A 19,981-nucleotide genomic window follows, 5' to 3' on the forward strand; every position below is an offset into this window, starting at 1 on the left:
CAAGCGGCGCCTGAGGGGTCTACTGCGGTCACAGACGGGGCCCTGCTGATTCGGAGCCGGCCTGAACGGAAGTGTACTTAGCACTCCTCCAGCCGTCAAGGCGGCCGTTTTGAAGCAACGACACGATGCTCGAGAGCACAAGACGCCATGCGGATCGCTCTGGTTGGAGTGAATCATCAGACGGCAAGTGTGTCCCTGCGTGAGCGGGTCGCGATCGCGCCCGATCAGCTATCACGGTGCCTGAGAACGGCGACAGCCTTTGAGGGGGTCGATGAGGCCCTCATCCTGTGCACCTGCAACCGATCGGAGCTCTATCTTGCATTGTCGAACGGTGTTCCCGGCCCCCGGCCCCAGGACGTTTTCGCACAGATTCACCAGATTGACCCCAGGCTAATCGAGTCAAGCTACTACGTGCGCGAAGACGCTGAGGCCGTTGTGCATATGTTTCGCGTAGCCGCGGGGGTGGACTCGCTGGTCCTGGGTGAGACCGAGATCATCGGTCAGCTTCGGCAGGCCATCCAGAGCGCCCGGAAAGCCGGTACCGCGGGCAGAACCCTCACACGCCTGGGGCAGAAGGCTTTGGCCGCTGGCAAGCGCGCACGCACAGAGACCTCGATCGACCAGGGCTGCATGTCTGTGCCGTCAGTAGCGGCAGAGCTTGCTTTGCAGGTTTTCGACGACCTTTCGGCGCGCGAAATACTGGTGGTGGGAGCCGGCGAAGCGGGGCGACTGGTTGCGCGGCGGATGATCAGCTGCGGGGCGCGGAAGGTTTCCATCACCAGCAGATCGCGGGAGCGCGCTGAGGTTCTCGCGGCTGACCTCGGAGCGCGGCCTGTCGAGTTGAGCGATCTGCCGGATGAGTTGGCGAAAGCCGACGTTGTAATCACTTCCACCAGTGCACCCCATCCACTGATCACCGCAGAGCTCCTCGAACGCAACACGGCCCGCAGGCGGGGGCAACCAATGGTGATTATTGACCTCGCGGTTCCGCGCAACGTCGACCCTGCGGTGCGCGCACTACGGGACCTGTACCTGTATGACCTGGACGATCTGCAGAAGTTCGTGCAGGAGGCTGAACAACAGCGGGTGTGCGAACTGCCTTTGGTCGAGGAGATCACCGCCCAGGAGGCCAGCGACTTCATGGTCTGGCTCAGGTCGCAGGAGGTCAACCCTCTGCTGTTGAGCATACGCGAACAGGCCGAGGCAATCCGCCGAGAAGAGATAGCCCGTCTTCAGCAGACCGTCCCGAACCTCACCCGGAAGACCGACCGAGCGATCCACCTGATGAGCAAGCGGCTTGTCCGGCGACTGCTGGGGCAGCCTTTGGAGCGCATCAGGCAACTCGCCTGTGACGGCCTGTCAGAGCACGATTGCCGGCTGATCGCTGAACTGCTGGACCTCGATTCAGCAACGGGCGGCATGTCTGAGCTTGAGGATGGTCCGGATGAGTGAAGTCCTGCTGCTGGTGATCCCTGCGGCCGGCTACCTCGTCGCCGGTATGCTCCTCAGAATCTCGCGAAAGCGCCCGGCCGCGCGATCACCTGGGTGGGCGCGAGTGCTGGTGTGGACCAGTGCAGCCATTCACGCAACGCTCATGGTGGTGCGCCACCACTCCCAGCCGGCCGGCACGCTGACCAGTGCGCGGGAGCTGCTCGTGCTGATCTCCTGGCTTGCAGTGTGTGCGTACCTGCTGACCGCGGCTTTCCTGCGCGGTTCCGGGGTTTCAGGTCCGATTCTTTGGGGAGCGGGGCTTGCGCTACTAGCCGGCGCCCTCGCTCTTCCGACGCACCCCGCACCTGTCTCCGATCTCCTGACCAGCCCCTGGCTACTCCTCCACGTTCCATTGATCATCATTGCCTACCTGATGTACGGAATGGCGGGGGCAGCGAGCGTGATGTATCTGGTTGTGAGTGGCACGCTGAAATCCCGCAGACCGTTTGCACTGCCGGGCAGGATGCCCACCCTTGAGTCCCTCGGTCGCTTCTCAGACCAGATGGCCGGCATAGGATTCCCGTTCCTTACCGGGGGACTGATCGCGGGAATGCTCTGGTCGCAGGAAGCGTGGGGAGAGTTGATTCCCGGGTCCCCGAAGCAGGTGATTGCGCTGGCGAGCTGGGCGATCTACGCTACCCACCTGTATGCCCGCCTGGCCAAGAGGAGCGGCAGGCTGTGTGCCTGGCTGCTGGTGGGAGGGTATGTGGTTGTGATCGCAGGCTTGCTGGCGCCCACAGTATCAGGCGGACCTCACCGGTTTGTATGAAGGGCGACCCGACCGTGAAGAACGGCAACATTGGAAAGGTCTTTCTGGTTGGCGCAGGCCCGGGCGACCCTGGCCTGATCACCGTCAAAGGGCAGGCTTGCCTTGCTGACGCCGACGTCGTGCTTCACGACCGGCTGGTCAACCGCCGCTTGCTTGCCATGGCGCGGCCTGACGCTGAGTTGATCTACTGCGGGAAATCGCCGGAAGGCCGCGAGATGCGGCAGGATGAGATCAACCAGATTCTCGTGGACAGGGCGCTGCAGGGCAAGCGGGTCTGTCGTCTGAAAGGCGGGGACCCCTTCGTCTTCGGACGTGGTGGTGAGGAGGCGCTGGCTCTTGCGGAACACAACATTCCTTTCGAGATCGTCCCCGGCGTAACATCCGCTATCGCTGTGCCCGCGTATGCAGGCATACCGGTAACACACCGCGGTATCTCGACAAGCGTCGCCGTAGTGACCGGGCACGAAGATCCCGAAAAGCCTGTAAATCAGGTGGACTGGGTGAAGCTCGCCACTGCGGCCGACACCCTGGTGGTTCTGATGGGAGTGGGCAATTTCGCCTCAATCGCTGACGGTCTGCTCAGGGGCGGACGGGACCCGCAGATGGCCGTTGCGATCATCAGCCGGGGTACACTCCCCGAGCAGACGACGCTGATTACGACCCTGGCTTCAGCGGCGAGGGAAGCGGAGACAGCAGGCATCCGTCCCCCCGCCATCGTCATCATCGGTGATGTCGTCAGACTACGCCCCGAATTGGGCTGGTTCGATGGCCGGCCGCTGTTCGGAAAGACAGGCCTCGTAACCCGCACCGCAGAGCAGGCTGGACAACTGAGCGCCACGCTGGAGGACGCAGGCGCTTCAGTGGTGGAGTTCCCTGTGATACGCATTGCCCCGCCTGAAAGCTGGGCGCCTCTGGACGACGCGCTCTCGCAGATTGAAGGCTTCGACTGGGTTGTCTTTACAAGTGCCAACGGCATCGCGAAGCTCCAGGAACGGCTCGAGACACTGGAATCGGATATCCGGACGCTCAAGGGGCCTCGGATTGCCGTCGTTGGACCCGGCACGGCCTCAGCTGCCCGGGCCGCGGGACTTCGGGTGTCTCTTTGCCCGGAGGAGTATGTGGCCGAGTCCCTGGCAGAGGCACTGATCCATGAGGGGATTGATGGGAAGCGGGTGCTTCTCCTGCAGGCCGCCCAGGCTCGGGTCACTTTGGCTGAGAAACTGGCGGCTGCCGGCGCGGATGTCGTGGGCGTGCCCGTGTACCAGACGCTGCCGGCGTCGCCCGACGACCCTGAGGCTATCGGTATGCTCGCGGACGGTCGCGTGGATTTCGTCACCTTCACAAGCTCCTCGAGCGCCCGCTACTTCGCCATGGCCGTCGGCCCTGAACAGGCTCGCGAACTGTTGTTGAACGTCTGTGTCGCATGCATCGGCCCCATCACGGCCGCTACTGTCCGCGGCCTGGGCGTCGAGCCCGCGGTGGTAGCGGAAGAGCACACCATCCCCGGATTGGTGGCGGGATTGGCTGCTCACTTTGCCCAGGAGACCAGGAGGTCCGCCGAGTGATTGGCTGCACCAAGCTGCTTTGTGGTACCGCAACCGTCTCAGAAGCTCTTCGTCACGGCCGCGACAGTAGCAAGCTTCCGCCACATATGCTGCAGTTCTCTTCAGACTATCGTCCGCTGGTGGTCTGGAACGCCACGAACCGCTGCAATTTGCGCTGCCGCCACTGCTACCTGAGTGCCGAAGACCGCGACTACAGCAACGAGTTGACCCACGCGGAAGCCCTCGCGTTCATCGAAGACATCGCGCAGATGAAGTGTCCGGTGCTCCTGTTTTCGGGTGGGGAGCCGCTGCTGCGTCCCGACCTGTTTGAACTGGCGGCGCACGCGAGCTCCCTGGACCTGCGCCCGGTGCTGTCCAGCAACGGGACGCTCATCACACCCGAGATCGCCGAGAAGCTCGTGGATTCAGGGTTCCGGTACGTCGGCGTCAGCCTGGACGGTCTCGAGGAGACGCATGACGCTTTCAGAGGCCGAAAAGGTGCTTTCCGCGAAGCGATTCAGGGCCTGCAGAATGCAGCCGCCGCAGGTCTGAAGACTGGCGCGCGTTTCACGGTCAATGCGGACAATGTCGCGGACCTGCCGGGGGTTATGAACCTCGTGGCCGAGGCGGGCATTCCGCGCTTTTGCATGTATCATCTTGTGTACGCCGGGCGCGGCTCGAGCATGGTCGCGTGCGACACTGATCTCGAGACGAAGCGCAGAACCATCGAGCTCGTGCTGGAGATGACGCAGAGGTTCGCGGACGGCGGCGTGGAGATCGAGATTCTCACCGTGGATAACCACGCCGATGGGGTGTACATCCGAAACCGGATCGCATCCGAGCAACCGGAAAGGCTGGCTGAGGTGGACCGCCTTCTCGAAATGCACGGTGGCTGCTCCGCCGGTACCAAGATGTCCAACGTCGACCCACAGGGCAACGTGCATCCCTGCCAGTTCTGGGGACACGTTACCCTCGGCAACGTCAGGGAACGGCCTTTCAGTGAGATATGGAAGGACCCGGACAATGAACTCCTGAAAGGCCTGCGCAACAAGCAGGAGCATCTCAAAGGGCGCTGCGGCAGCTGCGGTCGCAAGGCGATCTGCGGAGGTTGCCGGATTCGGGCCGAAGCAGTCACAGGCGACATCTGGGGGGCGGACCCGGCATGCTATCTGACGGATGACGAGATCGCTATCAAAGGTGACACGCCATCGGGGTCATGAGAGTCAATGCCCCGGGTTGACGCCCCGGGTTGACGCCCCGGGTTGACGCCCCGGGTTGAAACCCGGGGCTAGGGGCCTTCGGCCGTGCGTCCTGAGGGACGCAAAGGCCGAGTGTCCCGCCCGACAGGCCGTTGCCGTCCAGCCCCGCAGGGGCGGAAGCCCTTTGCCACCAGCGTAAGCTGGTGGAATCAGGCCCCTCCTTCGAGATTATAAGAGCCCCCGAGGGGGGCGGCAGAAATCCGACCTCCGCCTGCGGGCGCGTCCGTCGACGCCCCGGGTCGGTGCCCCGGGTTGACGCCCCGGGTTGAAACCCGGGGCTAGGGGCCTTCGGCCGGGCGTCCTGAGGGACGCAAAGGCCGAGCGTCCCGCCCGACAGGCCGTTGCCGTCCAGCCCCGCAGGGGCGGAAGCCCTTTGCCACCAGCGTAAGCTGGTGGAATCAGGCCCCTTCTTCGAGATTATAAGAGCCCCCGAAGGGGGCGGCAGAAATCCGACCTCCGCCTGCGGGCGCGTCCGTCGGTGCCCCGGGTTGACGCCCCGGGTTGACGCCCCGGGTTGACGCCCCGGGTTGAAACCCGGGGCTAGGGGCCTTCGGCCGAGCGTCCTGAGGGACGCAAAGGCCGAGCGTCCCGCCCGACAGGCCGTTGCCGTCCAGCCCCGCAGGGGCGGAAGCCCTTTGCCACCAGCGTAAGCTGGTGGAATCAGGCCCCTCCTTCGAGATTATAAGAGCCCCCGAGGGGGGCGGCAGAAATCCGACCTCCGCCTGCGGGCGCGTCCGTCGACGCCCCGGGTCGGTGCCCCGGGTTGACGCCCCGGGTTGAAACCCGGGGCTAGAGGCCTTCGGCCGGGCGTCCTGAGGGACGCAAGGGCCGAGGAGCTTCCCGACCGGGACGGGCGGCCTACGCGTTTGACACCGGCCAGATTCTTCGTATACTGCCTGCGAGTCGTGGCTCTCTCCTTTCACGGCGTCTCAGACCGAGTCTTTGGGAGATACTGTGACTGAACTTTGAAGAAGGTTCTATGCCACAACCCAGGCGTGCTCGTTTTACACGCGTTACTGGTCCTCATGGGCTCGTAGCGCCAATCTCTGACATGGGTGTTGTGAACCGTGACCCGGATGGGAGGAGAGAGCATGTCAAGTGAACTGCGGGACGCGTACGATCGGCATCGTGAGCGTGTGCTTACGCGGGAAGAGTTCCTGGTGAAAGTGGCAAGCATCGCCGGGGGGATCGCGGCGGCATCTGCGATGTCACCTCTGCTCGAAGCGGGCGCCGATGGTGAAGCTGAAGCCCCAAAGGAGGCTAGACCCTTGCACACACAGGACATCGAGTATCCCGGCGAAACGGGTGCGGTCATTGCTTACCTCGCGCGACCCGAGGGCGATGGGAAGTTCCCCGGCGTCATCGTGGTCCATGAGAACCGGGGCCTGAACAGGCATATCAAGGACGTAACGGAGCGTATCGCGCGCGAGGGTTTCCTCGCGGTAGGGCCGGATGCTCTGTCGCCCTTCGGGGGGACGCCCGAAGATGCGGATGAGGCGCGCGAACTCATCGGCAAGCTGGACCCCGAAGCAACACTGAAGAACTTTCTGGCGGCCATCAGGTATCTGAAGGCGCATCCGTCCTTTGAGGGTAAGGTCGGAGTCGTGGGGTTCTGCTGGGGCGGGAGGATGGCTAACCAGATGGCGGTGCATGCGCCGGATCTTGCCGCCGCGGTGCCCTACTACGGGAGCCAGCCTGCGGTTGAGGATGTTCCGAAGATCAAGGCGGCGCTCCTGCTTCACTATGCCGGGCTCGATGAGCGCATCAACAGCGGGATCCCGGCCTTCGAGGCGGCGTTGAAGGCGGCTGGTGTGGAGTACAGGCTGCACATGTACCAGGGCGCCCAGCATGCGTTCAACAATGACAGCAACCCGGAGAGGTACGACGCCGAAGCCGCCCGGCGTGCCTGGCGACGTACCGTGGCTTTCCTGAAAAGGAAGCTGCGGACGTAGGGCGTGGCGGGGTTACTTGCGCATGCAGCACGCTTTGTACTTTCGCCCGCTGCCGCACGGGCAGGGGTCATTGCGTCTGGGCTCGGCTCTGCGGTCGTCCTCCGGGGTGGGTTCCTTCAGGGCAAGCTGCCGGCGCCTGAGTGTTGCCAGTGCCGTGAGGAAGGGCCTGAGGCTCGTGAAGAAGCGGCGGTAACCCTCGCAGAGGTAGTTCAGGCCGGGCTCACCGTCCGGGGTGAGCAGAAAGCGGTCCTTCGGGCACCCTCCATTGCACATTTCCAGCACCGGGCAGTCCCGGCAGTAACGGGGCAATGTGCTCGATTTCGCCCGGCCGAAAGCCCTCTGGGCCGGGCTCTCCAGCAGTTCAACCAGGGGTTGCTCCCGGATGTTGCCGACGAGATGCTCCGGGTCCACGAAATGGTCGCACGAGTAGAAGTCGCCATTGTGTTCGACCACCGGTATGTTTCCGCATTTCCTGCTGAAGATGCAAAGGGCATGATCCTGCCCGAGTGCCGGCCGGACCGCCTCGTCGAAGATCTGGATGCCGACCTTGCCAATATCCTGGCGCTGCCACTCCTCGTGGATCGTGCACAGAAACTCGCCCCAGGCCGCGGGTGGCACTGAGAGCGCGCTGGCGCCGGTCCCGGAATCGGGCTGTCGCACGACCAGGGGCAGGAATGTAAGGTAGCGGGCGCCGATGCTCTTGAGGAACCGGTACACGCGAGTGGGGTGGACGGCGTTGTGGGCGCCGACTACACAGAGGACGTCGCAGTCCACACCATGGCTGCGCAGGAGCTCGTAGCCACGCATGGTGCGCTCCCAGGCGGACTCACCGTCCCGCGTGACGCGGTGCAGATCGTGCAGTTCCCGCGGTCCGTCAATGCTGATGCCCACGGCAAAGTTCTCGTCCGCCAGAAACCGGCACCAGTCCTCATTGAGAAGCGTTCCGTTTGTCTGGATCCCATTTTCAATGCGTCGCCCGGCAGGTGTGTGCCGGCGCTGGATTGCCACGATCCTGCGGAAGTAGTCCAGACCCAGAATGGTCGGTTCGCCCCCGTGCCAGGAAAAGCGGATGACCGGTCCGGGCGAGGCCTCGATGTGCTGGGCGATGTACAATTCCAGCAGATCATCGGGCATTTTCAAAGGCATGTCGCCCGGGAAGAGTTGCTCCTTCTCAAGGTAGTAGCAATAGTGACAAGCGAGGTTGCAGGCCGGGCCAGCCGGCTTTGCGAAGACCTGAAAATCGCGGGATGCGGTGGCCATCAGTCTGTTCCTGGTACAGCCGATTGGAGCGCGGCGATGTCGCGCCGACGCCCTGGGACAGGTTTGCCGAGGCAGGGGACCCATTCTCGGCACTGCGACATATTCGCGCAGGAAGTAAGGCACCTCGCGGCGAAGTCAAAGAGTGAAGTGGATCCACTGACCCCGGAGGCACGACATGCCCGGCGGCTTCCCGGATGAACTGAGCGATGCGGCTTGCACGGTGCACGACTTCAACTCAGGCGAATTGATCGCTTCCGGTCGCATGGACGTCAGGTTCGTGCCGCATAAGGATCGGCTGCGCGTTATGCGGGTGAGATTCACCGGTGAGTTTCGGCCCGATACCCCGGATGACCGGAGCGCACTGGAGCAGTCGATGATTGTGGGCTTCGCGACTGGCTCCCCGGCCCACAAGATCGAGGTTGAGCAGGCGGGCCGGACCTGGGTGCTGGTGGTCAAATTCGAGGCCACAGGTGGAGCGTTCGCGTTCACCGGGCGCGCCGACCCGAAACCCAAGCTGTGAGATTTGAGAGGAAGACCCCGTCCCTTCCCAGAGTCACTGGGGAGGCGAACGAGATCACTCCCCGGCCAGTTCCCAGACCCGCGTCGCGTTCTCGCTGACCTTCTGGAATGCCTCGATATACTGCCGCATCAGGTCCATGGTGTTCGGCGGGTATACCCCGCCAAGGTAGGAGTGGGCGTCAATAAACTCCACCGTGTTCGTATATTCGTCCCCGTCGTAGTACACATCGCCGCGGCCGAAGGGACAGGTCCAGGGGCAGCCCTTGCCGTAGCCGACTCGGTCCTTGAACACATCCTGCCCGGGCACCGGGCGGGTCTGCCACTGGCCAAGTCCCACGCCCTCGGCAGCCAGGGCTTTCTGTGCCGCGGCTTTCCATTGGGCCGGGGTGACGTCCAGGCCGACCTCTTCCGGCTTGAAGGTGACCACGTAGCTGAAGTAACACGGGTTCGCATAGTCTGGGGTGTACGGGCCCTCGAAACCGGGGATCTGTGCGAGTTCGGACGTGAGGTAGTTCGCGAACTCCCGGCGGATGGCGTTGTACTCGTCCAGACGCTCGAGCTGGGCGAGGATGAAGGCATTGATGAACTCATGCGGACGGTACATCCAGCCGAGCCCGTAGGCGTTGTACTCCCGCTGCTGGTCGGGCAGAACGACTTCGCCGAACTCCCTGAGCCTTGATGCCCGTGCAGTGAAGACTTCGTTGTCGCTGGTCCAAAGGCCGCCTTCGCCGCCGGACAGGTTCTTCGAGCGGTTGCAGCTGAAACAGCCGATGTCTCCGAGTGAGCCTGTTTTCTTCCCCTTGTATTCGGCCCCGTGCGCCTGGCAGGCATCTTCGATAACCACCAGACCATGCTTTTTCGCGATTGCGTTGATCGGGTCCATGTCCGCGACCATGCCGTGGATGTGGACAGGGAGGATCGCACGGGTGTGCTCGGTAATACGCTCTTCAATGAGCGCGGGGTCCATAGTGTAGGTTTTCGGGTCGATGTCCACGAAGATTGGGATTGCGTTGTGGTGCAAGATGGCGGCGGCCGTAGACCAGTAGGTGAAGGCGCTGGTGATAACCTCATCGCCGGGGCCGATACCGGCTCCGGCCACGGCCATGTGGAGCGCAGCGGTGCCGCTGTTGGTGGTGAGCGCGTACTTGGTGCCCACGTAGGCGGCCCATTTCTCCTGGAGTTCCAATGCCTTCGGTGCGGAAGTGCCGTGGAGTTGGTTGCTGTCGAAGACGGCCATCACCGCGTCACGGTCTGCCTGTGTCAGCGGCGGCCAGCTCTTGACCGATCCCGGTGTAACGACCCCTGTGCCGCCATCGAGTGCCAGCTTGGATGCCATGTCTGTGTCCTCCTGAAGCCCTCTGCGCAGATGCGGTTCGGGCTTGCTCGTCGGTTGTGCGTCGGGATATTCGCCGTCGGTGGCCTTGCACCTTCCGGACCGGGCGCGGACGCGTTACCGGGTTGCGGACTTGCCAAGCCGGACAGCGCACATGGAGTGAAGTTCGTTGTCCATGGGCGCCGTGTCTGGTAAACTCTCGCCCGTCCCCATATTTGCGGCTCCGCGGGCGCAGTCAGGAACCCCCATCAGATGTCGGGCAGTACTCTTCTGGCATCACCTGGCGCAGGTCTCGCGCCAAGAAACGCACAACGGCGGCGCCGGCTATAAGAAGGGCAGCCGCTCATTTCAGGCGAATACCGGACCCATACCTGCCCATTACAGGAGGACGATGTTGACACTCCTAGCCATTGCCATTCGAAGCGCCCGCTTGCAGGCCGTCTGTGCGGCGGGCATCGTGCTATTGCTGGCGCTCGCTTGCTCCCCCGTTACTGCCGGGTATATCGAGGACCGCGATGGCACTACGGTCATTCACGTCACCGTATTCGGGTTGCCGGACCCGAGCAACACCGACACTTTCAACCGCGGAGAGGTGGCGGCCGTTCGCGCCTTTCAGGAGCGGTTCCCGGAGATATTCGCGGAACGCTATCGCGAAAAGTACAAGGCTAATCCTGCCAAGTACGGGAACCACAACTGGGACAAGGTTGAGGTCGAGCTTCAGCAGTTCTCCGGCATCAAGGTGGAGGGCGTGGAGAACGACCTGCTGGCCATTGCCGGCGGAATGGCTCCTGACGTGCTGTATCTCAACTTTCGGCGTTCGGACAACTATATCCAGAATCGCTTCCTGTATCCCCTGGACAAGCCTGAGGATAACTACCTCACCAGCATGACCCAGGAGGAGATCGACTTCCGCATCCACCCCAAGCTCATGCCGGTCATTCACCGCAAGGGGCCGGATGGCGAGAAGCACGTCTGGGCGCTGCCATATGGCGGCGCGCTGGGCAAAGTCCTTCTGTTCCGCAAGGACCTCTTCGACGCCAAGGGCATCCCGTATCCCACCGCTGATTGGACCTGGGACGACCTCATTGCAGCCGCGAAGAAGATTACGGACCCGGCCAAGGGCATCGATGGCATGCTTCTGGGACGGGGAAAACACGAAAGCTGGTACTGGGTTACCTTCTTGTGGTCCGCCGGCGGCGAAGTCATGGTATACAACGAGGAGAAGGACGAGTGGCGCTGCACCTTCGACGGCCCGGAGGCAGCGGAAGCGCTGGACTTCTACACGCGCCTGAGCGCTGAAAAGTGGATTGACGCCGAGGGCAAAGTACGCCGGGGATACTCATCCAAGGACGTGGAGAACGCTTACCAGAAGTGGGACCGCGGCCAGATTGGGATGATGTTGTCGTACATCGACGAAAAGGTTTTCGCCACCATCAACCCCGAGGTCACCGGGATGGTGCCGGTGCCGAAGGGCCCCACGGGCAAGCGCGGCGGGGAGCTCAACAGCCGCATGATGTCCCTCTTCAGCGAGATCAAGGACCCGGCGGTCCGTGACGCGGCCTGGGAGTACATGCGCTTTTACGAGAGCGAGGATGCTGTCCGCATAAAGACGCGGATCATGGTGGAGGGAGGCCTTGGGCGCTTCGTGAACCCCAAGTACCTGCGGATGTTCGGGTACCCGGAAGTGGAGCGTCTGGCGCCGAAGGGCTGGAGCGAGACCTTCAATATCGCCATCGCCACCGGTCGCCCCGAGCCGTACGGCCGCAACAGCAACGTGGCCTACGACCTGATGACCTTCCCGATCCAGAAGGCCGAGCAGATGGCGATCAACGATCAGCTTCCCTCGGATAAGAAGGAGCGGCTCAAGGTATTGGGTCAACTGCTCAAGGAGGGCTGCGCCCGGGCGAACGAAGAGATGATCGGCCTGATTACCCCGGCCGAGCGCCTGAAACGCCGCATCTGCGCGACCGTCATGCTTTTGGCTCTTGCGGTCACAATGATCCTGGTGTTCCGCAAGATCCTCCAGGCATTTACACCGGACACGGCGGACATGCAAAAGCGCAAGGGACTGAATCTTGCCCGCTACGGCTGGCCCATGGTCCTGCTTATTCCGGCGGTGGGCACGATCCTGGTCTGGCAGTACGTGCCCGTGCTCAAAGGCTCGCAGATGGCTTTCTACGACTACCGCCTGCTGGGGGACTCGCCCTGGGTGGGGGTGGACAATTTCGGCGACCTGCTGTTCAACCGATATTGGTGGACCGCAGTGTGGAACTCGGTGCGCTACAGTTTCCTGGTGCTGGCGCTGACTTTCCTGCCGCCCATCGTGCTGGCGATCATGCTGCAGGAAGTCCCCCGCGCAACGCTCCTGTTCCGAACCATCTACTATCTGCCGGCTGTCATCAGCGGCCTGGTTACCGTTTTGCTCTGGAAGCAGTTTTATGAACCTTCGGAGACCGGGACGCTGAATGCCGTGGTGATGCACATCCCGGCGATTGTGTACCTGGCCGTGGGGCTGACTATCCTCGCTCTGGCGGTAACCTTCGCCCGCCGCCTGCTGTATCACGATATGCGTGTGGGTGCGGCGTGTTTCGTGGCCGCGGGCCTTCTCCTGCTGGCCACTTGTGTCTCGCTGGCCGCCCCGATTCTGTTCCGATCTGACGAGACGCTGATGCAGAGCATCCTGCTGATTCCCTCGCGCCTGCTCGCGGTGGTGCCGGAGCCGTACCGGTGGCTCAGCAACCCAAAATCCGCGATGCTGTCGTGTGTAATCCCCATGGTCTGGGCAGGGATGGGCCCCGGCTGTCTCATCTACCTTGCGGCTCTCAAGGGCATTCCGGATGAGTACTTCGAAGCGGCGGAGATCGATGGGGGCAATTTCATGGATCGCATCATTCACGTGGTGTTCCCGATCCTGCGCCCGCTGATCACCATCAATTTCGTGGGCGCCTTTATCGCCTCCTGGTACTCCGGCGCCGGGAATATCCTGGTGATGACCGGCGGTGGTGCGGGGACTGAAGTGGTAGACCTGCATATCTGGTTCAAGGCATTCACATTCCTGAAATTCGGCCCCGCCACGGCGATGGCGTGGGTCCTGGGATTCATGCTCATCGGCTTCACGCTGCATCAGCTTCGCATGCTGTCGCGCCTGGAGTTCCGCACTACCGGCGCCAAGGAGTAAGACTGGCCGGAGGATCGGCCTGCCCATCGTTAGCAATCAACCTAGAACGGTCAGAACATACCCATGCCAATCATCTCAAAGATAGACCGCAAGAGCCCCAAGACCCGGCTGCTCATCGGCTTTATCTACATAGTGCTGAGCGCCGGGGCAGTGACGATGCTGTACCCCTTCGGTCTCATGCTCGCGGGGAGCACGAAGAGCGCGGTGGACTTTCCGCACAACGTGATTATCCCCAGGTTCCTGGTGGATGACGAAGCGCTCTACCGCAAGCACATAGAGGGACTGTTCAATGAGTCCCTGGAGCAGATGCTCATCGCCTATGGCGTCCCGGCGACTTCATTTCTCACGCTGGAGATGCCGACGGACGTGAACACCAAGCTGGTCTCTGAGTGGCGGGCGTTCCTGGACGAGGAGAAGCCACCGTTCTACTCGTACGCCGTGGGTTACCTGCACGCTCCGGTCTCCCGCGGGGTGCTGCCAAGCGCACTGCGCCAGTTCAAGGCACAGCTCATAGAGCGCTTCAACGATGACATCACCGAAATGAACCGGGAGCTGGGGACGGAGTTCGTCAACTGGAATGCCTTCTGGATGCTCCCAGAGGACTACACGCTACGGCGCAACAAGCCGGGTAATGGGCCGCTTGATCTGGCCTTCCGCGAGTTCAAGCAGACCCTCCCTGTGGAACAGCGCACCTACTTCAGCATCGAAGGCTTCTATAAGAAGTCCTTCCTCAAGAGCCAGTACACAGACGACATTGAGGCCTACAACAAGGAGCACGGGACGAAGTACGCAAGTTGGGACGAGATTCACCTGAGCAGACGCCTGCCCCAGGGCACGGCAAAGGAGCGCGAGGACTGGGAGACCTTCGTCCGCACGATTCTGAACATGCTCTGGATCAAAGCGGACCCCGAGGCCGAACCTTTCTACCAGCGCTTCTTGCACAGCAAGTACCAGGACATCGCGCACCTGAACCGCAATTACGAGACGAACTATAAGTCCTTCGCGGAGGTGCGGCTGTTTGATGAGCTGCCAACTGAGGGCCTGGTGCTCTCGGACTGGGACGCTTTCGTGCAGGGCTGGAAAGACCCGGATACCGGGCAGGAGCACAAGCTGCCGGTGTCGATGATCTCCGTCCACAGCGTGGACTTCATGTTCCGCGACTACCTGGAGCGCAAGTTCGGGACGCTTGAACGCGCCAATTCCGAATTGGGGCTTCGGGCAGCCTCCTGGCTGGATATCCTGCCCCCGCAGCAGGCTTGGCACCTGGAGGCCTTCCAGGCCATGAAAAGGCCCCTGCGCAAGGAGTTCATGACTCGGAACTTCGTGACCGTGGGCGACTACGTGATCCGTCACGGCCGTGGTATCTTCAATACGGTGGTCTACTGCACGCTGGCGATTCTCGCAGCGCTGATCGTCAACCCGCTAGCTGCCTACGCACTGAGCCGGTACCGACCACCCTGGTCATACAAGGTGCTGCTGTTTCTGATGCTCACCATGGCCTTCCCACCGATGGTGACGCAGATCCCCGTGTTCCTCATGTTGCGCGAGTTCAACCTGCTCAACACTTTCTGGGCACTGCTGCTGCCCGGACTTGCCAACGGTTATATGATCTTCCTGCTCAAGGGGTTCTTCGATTCGCTGCCCCAAGAGCTGTACGAGAGTGCAGCGCTTGACGGCGCGGGCGAGCTGCGCATTTTCTGGCAGATCACTATCCGGCTAAGCCAGCCGATCCTGGCGGTCATCGCCCTGCAGGCCTTTACCCACGCTTACAGCAATTTCATGATGGCACTGCTCATCTGCCAGGACGAGCGCATGTGGACCCTCATGCCATGGCTCTACCAGCTTCAGCAACGTAGCGGTCAGGGCGTGATTTTCGCGTCCCTGCTGATTGCCGCCATCCCGACCTTTGTGATCTTCGCGCTGTGCCAGAATGTGATCATGCGCGGGATCGTGGTGCCGGTGGAAAAATAGGGGACAGGCCGGCCCGGTCTTCCGGAAGCGTTGCGTCCCGGCGCGCGTGTGGCAGACACGTCGGGCCGAAGCGTATTCGTGCCGGTCGTCGGTTTGAGGAACTGCCCGGCGATTCACCAAATGCCTCGCAAGCAGGCGAAAAGCATGCGGGGGGATATACCGCCCGACGCCAATGTGCCTGGTGCGCGATGACGTTCGACGTACGAATTCCGTCGGAGACCAGACAATGACTGAACTACGCTTTGAGCCGTATCGCCTCCCAGCTGCCGAGGTCGGGCCGGAGAATCCGCTGCCCAACTTCCGCTCGCCGCAACACGACTCGAAGATCGACCCCGCTGCCCACAATATCCCGCCGGAAGACCTGGACGGCCTGGGGTATGCCACGGGTTTTCGCGTGCTACCGTGGCGGATGCAGGACGGGTACTCGCGCCGCCGCGAGGTCCGTGAACTGCCCTCTTTCGTGCTGGAGAACGAGGTCCTGAGGGTAAGGGTGCTGCCGGGCGTGGGTGGGAAGGTGGCAGACATTTACCACAAGCCGCTGCAGCGGGAATTGATCTACCGCAATCCTGTGTTCCAGCCAGGAAACCTGGCGCTGCGCAATGCCTGGACCAGCGGCGGGATCGAGTGGAACACCGCGCAGATCGGGCATCATTACCTGGCCTGCTCTCCGGTGCACTGCGCGCGAGTCGATGGCCCCGACGGCAGCCCGGTGCTGCGCATCTACGCCTGGGAGCGGGTGAAGCGGTTCCCGTACCACATCGACCTGCACCTGCCGCCGGACTCGCCCTTTCTGTTCGCTCGGGTGCGTCTCATCAATCCCCACGACCACGAACTGCCCATGTACTGGTGGTCGAACACCGGGATGGTTGAGCTTGAGGGCGGACGGGTCATCGCCCCCGCGGATACCACTTACCACGGAATTACCGTGCACGACTGCCCGGTGATCAAGGGCCTGGACTACAGCTATCCGACCCAGGTTCGCCGAGCGTATGACCTGTTCTTCCGCATCCCGCCGGAGCGCCGCCCATGGGAGATTTACGTGGACCGCGACGGGTGCGGCTATGTTCACACATCCACCGCGCGGCTCAAGGGGCGCAAGTTATTTGCCTGGGGAATGGCTCAGGGCGGACGGCGCTGGAGCGAGTACCTGGCGGTTCCAGGCAAGCCCCACATGGAGATCCAGGCGGGGCTCATGTACACGCAGTCCCACAGCGCCCGGATGCCTGCGAGGACCCAGTGGACCTGGACGGAAGCGATGGGGTACTTCGAGGGCGACGCGACGCGGCTGCATTCCGAGAACTGGCAAGAGGCGTACTCAGAGGGCGAGCGGGTACTCGAAGCCATGCTGCCTGGCGACGAACTTGAACGTCTTGACGCCGAGTTCGCCCGGACTGCGGAGCGAGTGCCGGAAGAAGTGCTGTTCCGGGGTCACGGCTGGGCGGCGTTGGAGCAGTTGCGCGCACAGGCAGCAGGTGATGAGACGGGCATACCACCGGAATTGCCCTTCGATGAAGGCGACCTTGGCCCGGATCAAGAGCCATGGCTTCAGCTTCTGCGGACCGGCACCTTTCCGGCCCGCGACCCGAAGGAAGACCCCGGCCAGTTTCAGATTCAGCCCGAGTGGCAAGCGTTGCTGCGGAAGTCGGTGGACGAGGGGGCGAGTGACCACTGGTTGGGTTGGCTCCATCTGGGCGTCATGGCCATGGAGGCGGGCGACACCGAAGAGGCAAAGGCAGCCTGGGAGACCTCTTTCGAGCGCACCCCAAACGGTTGGGCATTACGCAATCTGTCGGTGATCGAGACCCGCGCCGGTCGAGACGATGCGGCGGCGGAGCTGCTGGCACGAGCGGTGAAGACCGGTCCAGCCGTTCCCGCGCTTGTGGCCGAGTATGTCGCGGTTCTCTCGCGCCGGAAGGATTTTGAGGCCATCGACGCTCTGCTGCGGAGCCTGCCCGAGGAGGTCAGGCAGGCCGAACGGTTGAGACTTGCAGCCGGTTGGGCAGCGCTCCACGCGGGCAGGTTCGGGGAGGTCGAGGAGATTCTGTCGGGCGAATTCGCCACGATCCAGGAGGGCGAACTGACGCTCAGCGAGTTGTGGTTCGGGCTGCAGGAGCGCAAGCTGGCATTGTCCGAAGGGATTGAGATCGACGACGAGCTCAGGGCACGAGTGAGGCGGGACTTCCCACCGCCGTACGCCATCGATTTCCGTATGTCTGCCGAGGGTGACGATAAGTACATACCACCACAGGCGCAGCGCTGCTCGGGCGCCTGCGGAAGAACTCCAGAGTGAGCCTGGTGTTCGGCCTGGAGGCGATGATGAAAGCCCTCACCTGCGTCTGGTTCTGATGCGGGTTCGGCCTCGAGAACCCGGCACGCTGCGCGCAGGCCGGGGCATGAGACGATTGCCGCCAGAAGAGCGCGTTGAAGAGTGGGGCAGTGGATGAGCGGCCGGACGCTCAGCGCCTTCTCCCGCGGATGGCCGCTGCGATGAGGATGAAGATCACGGCGCCGACTACCGCCACGAACAGGCTCCAGCCGTTGAACCCGGTGAAGCCGGTTGCCCCAAGCTGAGAGAAAACGAAGCCGCCGATGAAGGCGCCGACGATGCCGATGGCGATGTTCGCGAGCAGGCCGGAGCGTGCACCGGTGATCAGGGCGGCGATCCAGCCCGCTGCTCCCCCGAGTATGATCCAGCCCAGGATGCTCATAATCATCCACCTCTCCGCGCATCCCCAGTTCCTGCCCGGCCCGGCGCCTTGGTCAGCACCAGGGCTCACCGCGTGCCATCATGACGGTGGCCAGCAGGTGGTGCATGACTGACAGGGCGCGGATCATGCGCTCTATGCGGCCTTCGTCTTCCGCCTGGCCAAGGAGGGGCTGCAGTTCGGCCAGCGCCCCTCGGATGCCGGCCCCGCAGGCCACCCGCCCGGGAGCATCCAGGTAGGGCTCGGCGAGGAACGTGGCGGCGTCGGGCTGGGTGCCGAACAGGTTGCCGACGATGAACTCGCCGGGCATCTCCAGGTGCCAGGTGTGGTGGAACGCTTCCGCCTTCCACTGGCCGAAGTAGGCCTCCTCGACAGCGATGAAAACTTCCGCCAGCTTGCGGCGGACGTCGGCGCTGTGAGGTCGGTAGTAGACCTCGATGACTTCCTCCAGCACGTCTCTGGCGTCCCTCCCCGGATCGCACATGATTCGTCCGGCGACTGAGCTGTTGACTTCCACGGCCGGGTTCACCATCGGGCCCTGATAGTAGAGGCATGCGCGTGTGCCGTGCGCGTGGTGGTCCTTGAGATGGTTCGCCGCGCGCAACGGGTAGGCGAGGAAGTAGGACAGGCGGTCCTGCCGCGAGCCGTGATAGGACCACAGCCCGCCCGATGTCCCGTACGCGCAGTTCAGACGGGATACATCATCCCAGGAGATGTGCCGGCCGTGGTGGCCCTGATCCATGAAAATGTCGATGTGATCGCTCAGTTCAATGATATGGGCCAGATCATCACCGGCGAGCTTCGGCTGCTGCCCTGTCTCGTCGATCGTGAATGGCGCCCAGCTGATGGGGCAGCTGTAGACGACGACTCCCGGGTGCCGGCTCTTGATGTAGTCGGCGGCACGGGCGTTGATGCGCGCGTTGTAGCCGACAACGCCGTACTGACCGGTACATTCGGGGCACATGCAGTAGCCCAGGTCTGCTGATTCCAGATGCACGGCTCCGAAGTCGTGGCGCTGGAACATGGTGTCGATGATCTTTTCCACGTAGCGCCAGGACTTTTCTTTCGCACCGCACATGGCGTGTGGATGCGGGTTGCCTGTCTGATCCAGTCCGCGCACCGCGGGGTCTTCGCGGATGATGCGGTCGTAGCCCCAGGTCATGAGCCCCAGGGGCAGAGACATGCGAATGCCTCTGCTTTCCGCTGCCCGAAAGATGATGTCGAGCTGCCGGTTGCGCTCTTCGTCGCCGAAGGCACTGACGATGTCCGGCGGGTATTCCCCCGTCGCATACAGCCCGAAAGAGTCCAGGAACTGGTATCCGGCTTCGCTGATGACATCGAGGGTGCGCACGACACCCTCCACGGTGCGATCGTCGCAGTGAGGGGCAGGCCAATTCTGCAGAGGCAGGGCGGAGTTGCGCATGTCATTGATCCAGCAGCCGAAGGCGATACGGTACTGGTATGGGTCGTGCGTGGTCGGGTCGGTCACATTCCCGGGCATGCGCCGGTCCTCCTGGGGTGCGTCGAGCGCTCTGGACTGAACAGTCTGCGTGATATGCGCTGCGACCGGCGCAGATTCCTTCGCGAGTTCGGGCGACGTGGACCGATGCGTGGTATACTCCGTCCTGTCGGGCAGACAGGCAGAAGGGCCGATCCGACTGCTCCCCTTGAGCGCTGGATCGGCCCTTCCGAATCACGTGCTGGCAGGTTCACCTTGTTCGGGCGCTACTTCACTCTTCAGCGACGAATGATTTTGAGCTGAGCCGGGTGACGCCGGCTCCTTCACCATGACCGGGAAGCTACTCGGTTTCGCACTGACCTGGGCCCAATACTCTTTGATCTCCCGCAACCACGCCGAATCGTCATACTGCGGCATCCATATCACAGCCCCTTCTCTCCCCGCGCGCCGGGACACGCCCTATGTCCCCGAAACGCGCCGCCCCTGCATTGCTCTTTCGGTTCCGCCGCCCGCAACAGCCGCGAGGGCAGGAACCGGTAAC

13 protein-coding genes are annotated in these 19,981 nt (G+C 62.8%); 9 read left to right on the plus strand and 4 right to left on the minus strand.

Translation table 11 applies throughout. The features are described 5' to 3' along the window. The first annotated feature begins 147 nt into the window (after positions 1 to 147). From HPY44_16110 to HPY44_16130, 5 genes are all read left to right on the plus strand, one after another. Complete coding sequence (locus tag HPY44_16110; protein NSW57534.1) at positions 148 to 1,452, plus strand: glutamyl-tRNA reductase; 1,305 nt, start codon at positions 148 to 150, stop codon at positions 1,450 to 1,452. Then, complete coding sequence (ccsA, locus tag HPY44_16115) at positions 1,445 to 2,260, plus strand: cytochrome c biogenesis protein CcsA (protein ID NSW57535.1); 816 nt, start codon at positions 1,445 to 1,447, stop codon at positions 2,258 to 2,260. Before HPY44_16110 ends, ccsA begins: the two co-directional genes overlap by 8 nt. Further along, entirely contained in the window at positions 2,257 to 3,825 is a 1,569-nt protein-coding gene (gene cobA, locus HPY44_16120; protein ID NSW57536.1) for a uroporphyrinogen-III C-methyltransferase, read from the plus strand. The genes ccsA and cobA overlap by 4 nt, the downstream gene beginning before the upstream one ends. After that, the gene (locus HPY44_16125) at positions 3,822 to 5,024 is read left to right on the plus strand and encodes a radical SAM protein (protein ID NSW57537.1); all 1,203 of its coding nucleotides are present in this window, start codon (positions 3,822 to 3,824) and stop codon (positions 5,022 to 5,024) included. Before cobA ends, HPY44_16125 begins: the two co-directional genes overlap by 4 nt. A 1,130-nt stretch (positions 5,025 to 6,154) precedes the next feature. Continuing rightward, positions 6,155 to 7,015 (plus strand): dienelactone hydrolase family protein, encoded by an 861-nt coding sequence (locus HPY44_16130; GenBank protein NSW57538.1) that lies wholly within the window; start codon positions 6,155 to 6,157, stop codon positions 7,013 to 7,015. 12 nt (positions 7,016 to 7,027) lie between these two features. On the opposite strand, the gene HPY44_16135 is transcribed toward HPY44_16130, so the two are convergent. After that, positions 7,028 to 8,275: an anaerobic sulfatase maturase gene (locus HPY44_16135; protein ID NSW57539.1), complete on the minus strand. Its 1,248-nt coding sequence runs from the start codon at positions 8,273 to 8,275 to the stop codon at positions 7,028 to 7,030. 175 nt (positions 8,276 to 8,450) lie between these two features. Here HPY44_16135 and HPY44_16140 point away from each other — a divergent pair, with 175 nt between their 5' ends. Then, complete coding sequence (locus tag HPY44_16140) at positions 8,451 to 8,795, plus strand: hypothetical protein (protein ID NSW57540.1); 345 nt, start codon at positions 8,451 to 8,453, stop codon at positions 8,793 to 8,795. Positions 8,796 to 8,849: 54 nt separating this feature from the next. Here HPY44_16140 and HPY44_16145 read toward each other — a convergent pair whose 3' ends face one another. Next, positions 8,850 to 10,130 carry a DegT/DnrJ/EryC1/StrS family aminotransferase gene (locus tag HPY44_16145; protein ID NSW57541.1) on the minus strand — a complete coding sequence of 427 codons (1,281 nt, stop codon included), beginning with the start codon at positions 10,128 to 10,130 and terminating at the stop codon, positions 8,850 to 8,852. A gap of 388 nt (positions 10,131 to 10,518) precedes the next feature. Here HPY44_16145 and HPY44_16150 point away from each other — a divergent pair, with 388 nt between their 5' ends. From HPY44_16150 to HPY44_16160, 3 genes are all read left to right on the plus strand, one after another. Continuing rightward, positions 10,519 to 13,305, plus strand: a complete 2,787-nt coding sequence (locus tag HPY44_16150) for an extracellular solute-binding protein (protein NSW57542.1) — start codon at positions 10,519 to 10,521, stop codon at positions 13,303 to 13,305. Between the two features lie 63 nt (positions 13,306 to 13,368). Beyond that, positions 13,369 to 15,276 carry a carbohydrate ABC transporter permease gene (locus HPY44_16155; GenBank protein NSW57543.1) on the plus strand — a complete coding sequence of 636 codons (1,908 nt, stop codon included), beginning with the start codon at positions 13,369 to 13,371 and terminating at the stop codon, positions 15,274 to 15,276. A gap of 226 nt (positions 15,277 to 15,502) precedes the next feature. Further along, a complete protein-coding gene (locus HPY44_16160; protein ID NSW57544.1) occupies positions 15,503 to 17,566 on the plus strand; it encodes a DUF5107 domain-containing protein in 2,064 nt (687 codons plus the stop codon). 166 nt (positions 17,567 to 17,732) lie between these two features. Here HPY44_16160 and HPY44_16165 read toward each other — a convergent pair whose 3' ends face one another. Together HPY44_16165 and HPY44_16170 are read right to left on the minus strand one after the other, a co-directional pair. After that, a complete protein-coding gene (locus HPY44_16165; protein ID NSW57545.1) occupies positions 17,733 to 17,984 on the minus strand; it encodes a GlsB/YeaQ/YmgE family stress response membrane protein in 252 nt (83 codons plus the stop codon). A gap of 52 nt (positions 17,985 to 18,036) precedes the next feature. Continuing rightward, positions 18,037 to 19,482, minus strand: coding sequence for a hypothetical protein (locus HPY44_16170; protein ID NSW57546.1), 1,446 nt, complete (start codon positions 19,480 to 19,482; stop codon positions 18,037 to 18,039). Positions 19,483 to 19,981: the final 499 nt, after the last annotated feature.

This window comes from Armatimonadota bacterium (assembly GCA_013314775.1).
Classification (GTDB): Bacteria; Armatimonadota; Zipacnadia; order Zipacnadales; family JABUFB01; genus JABUFB01.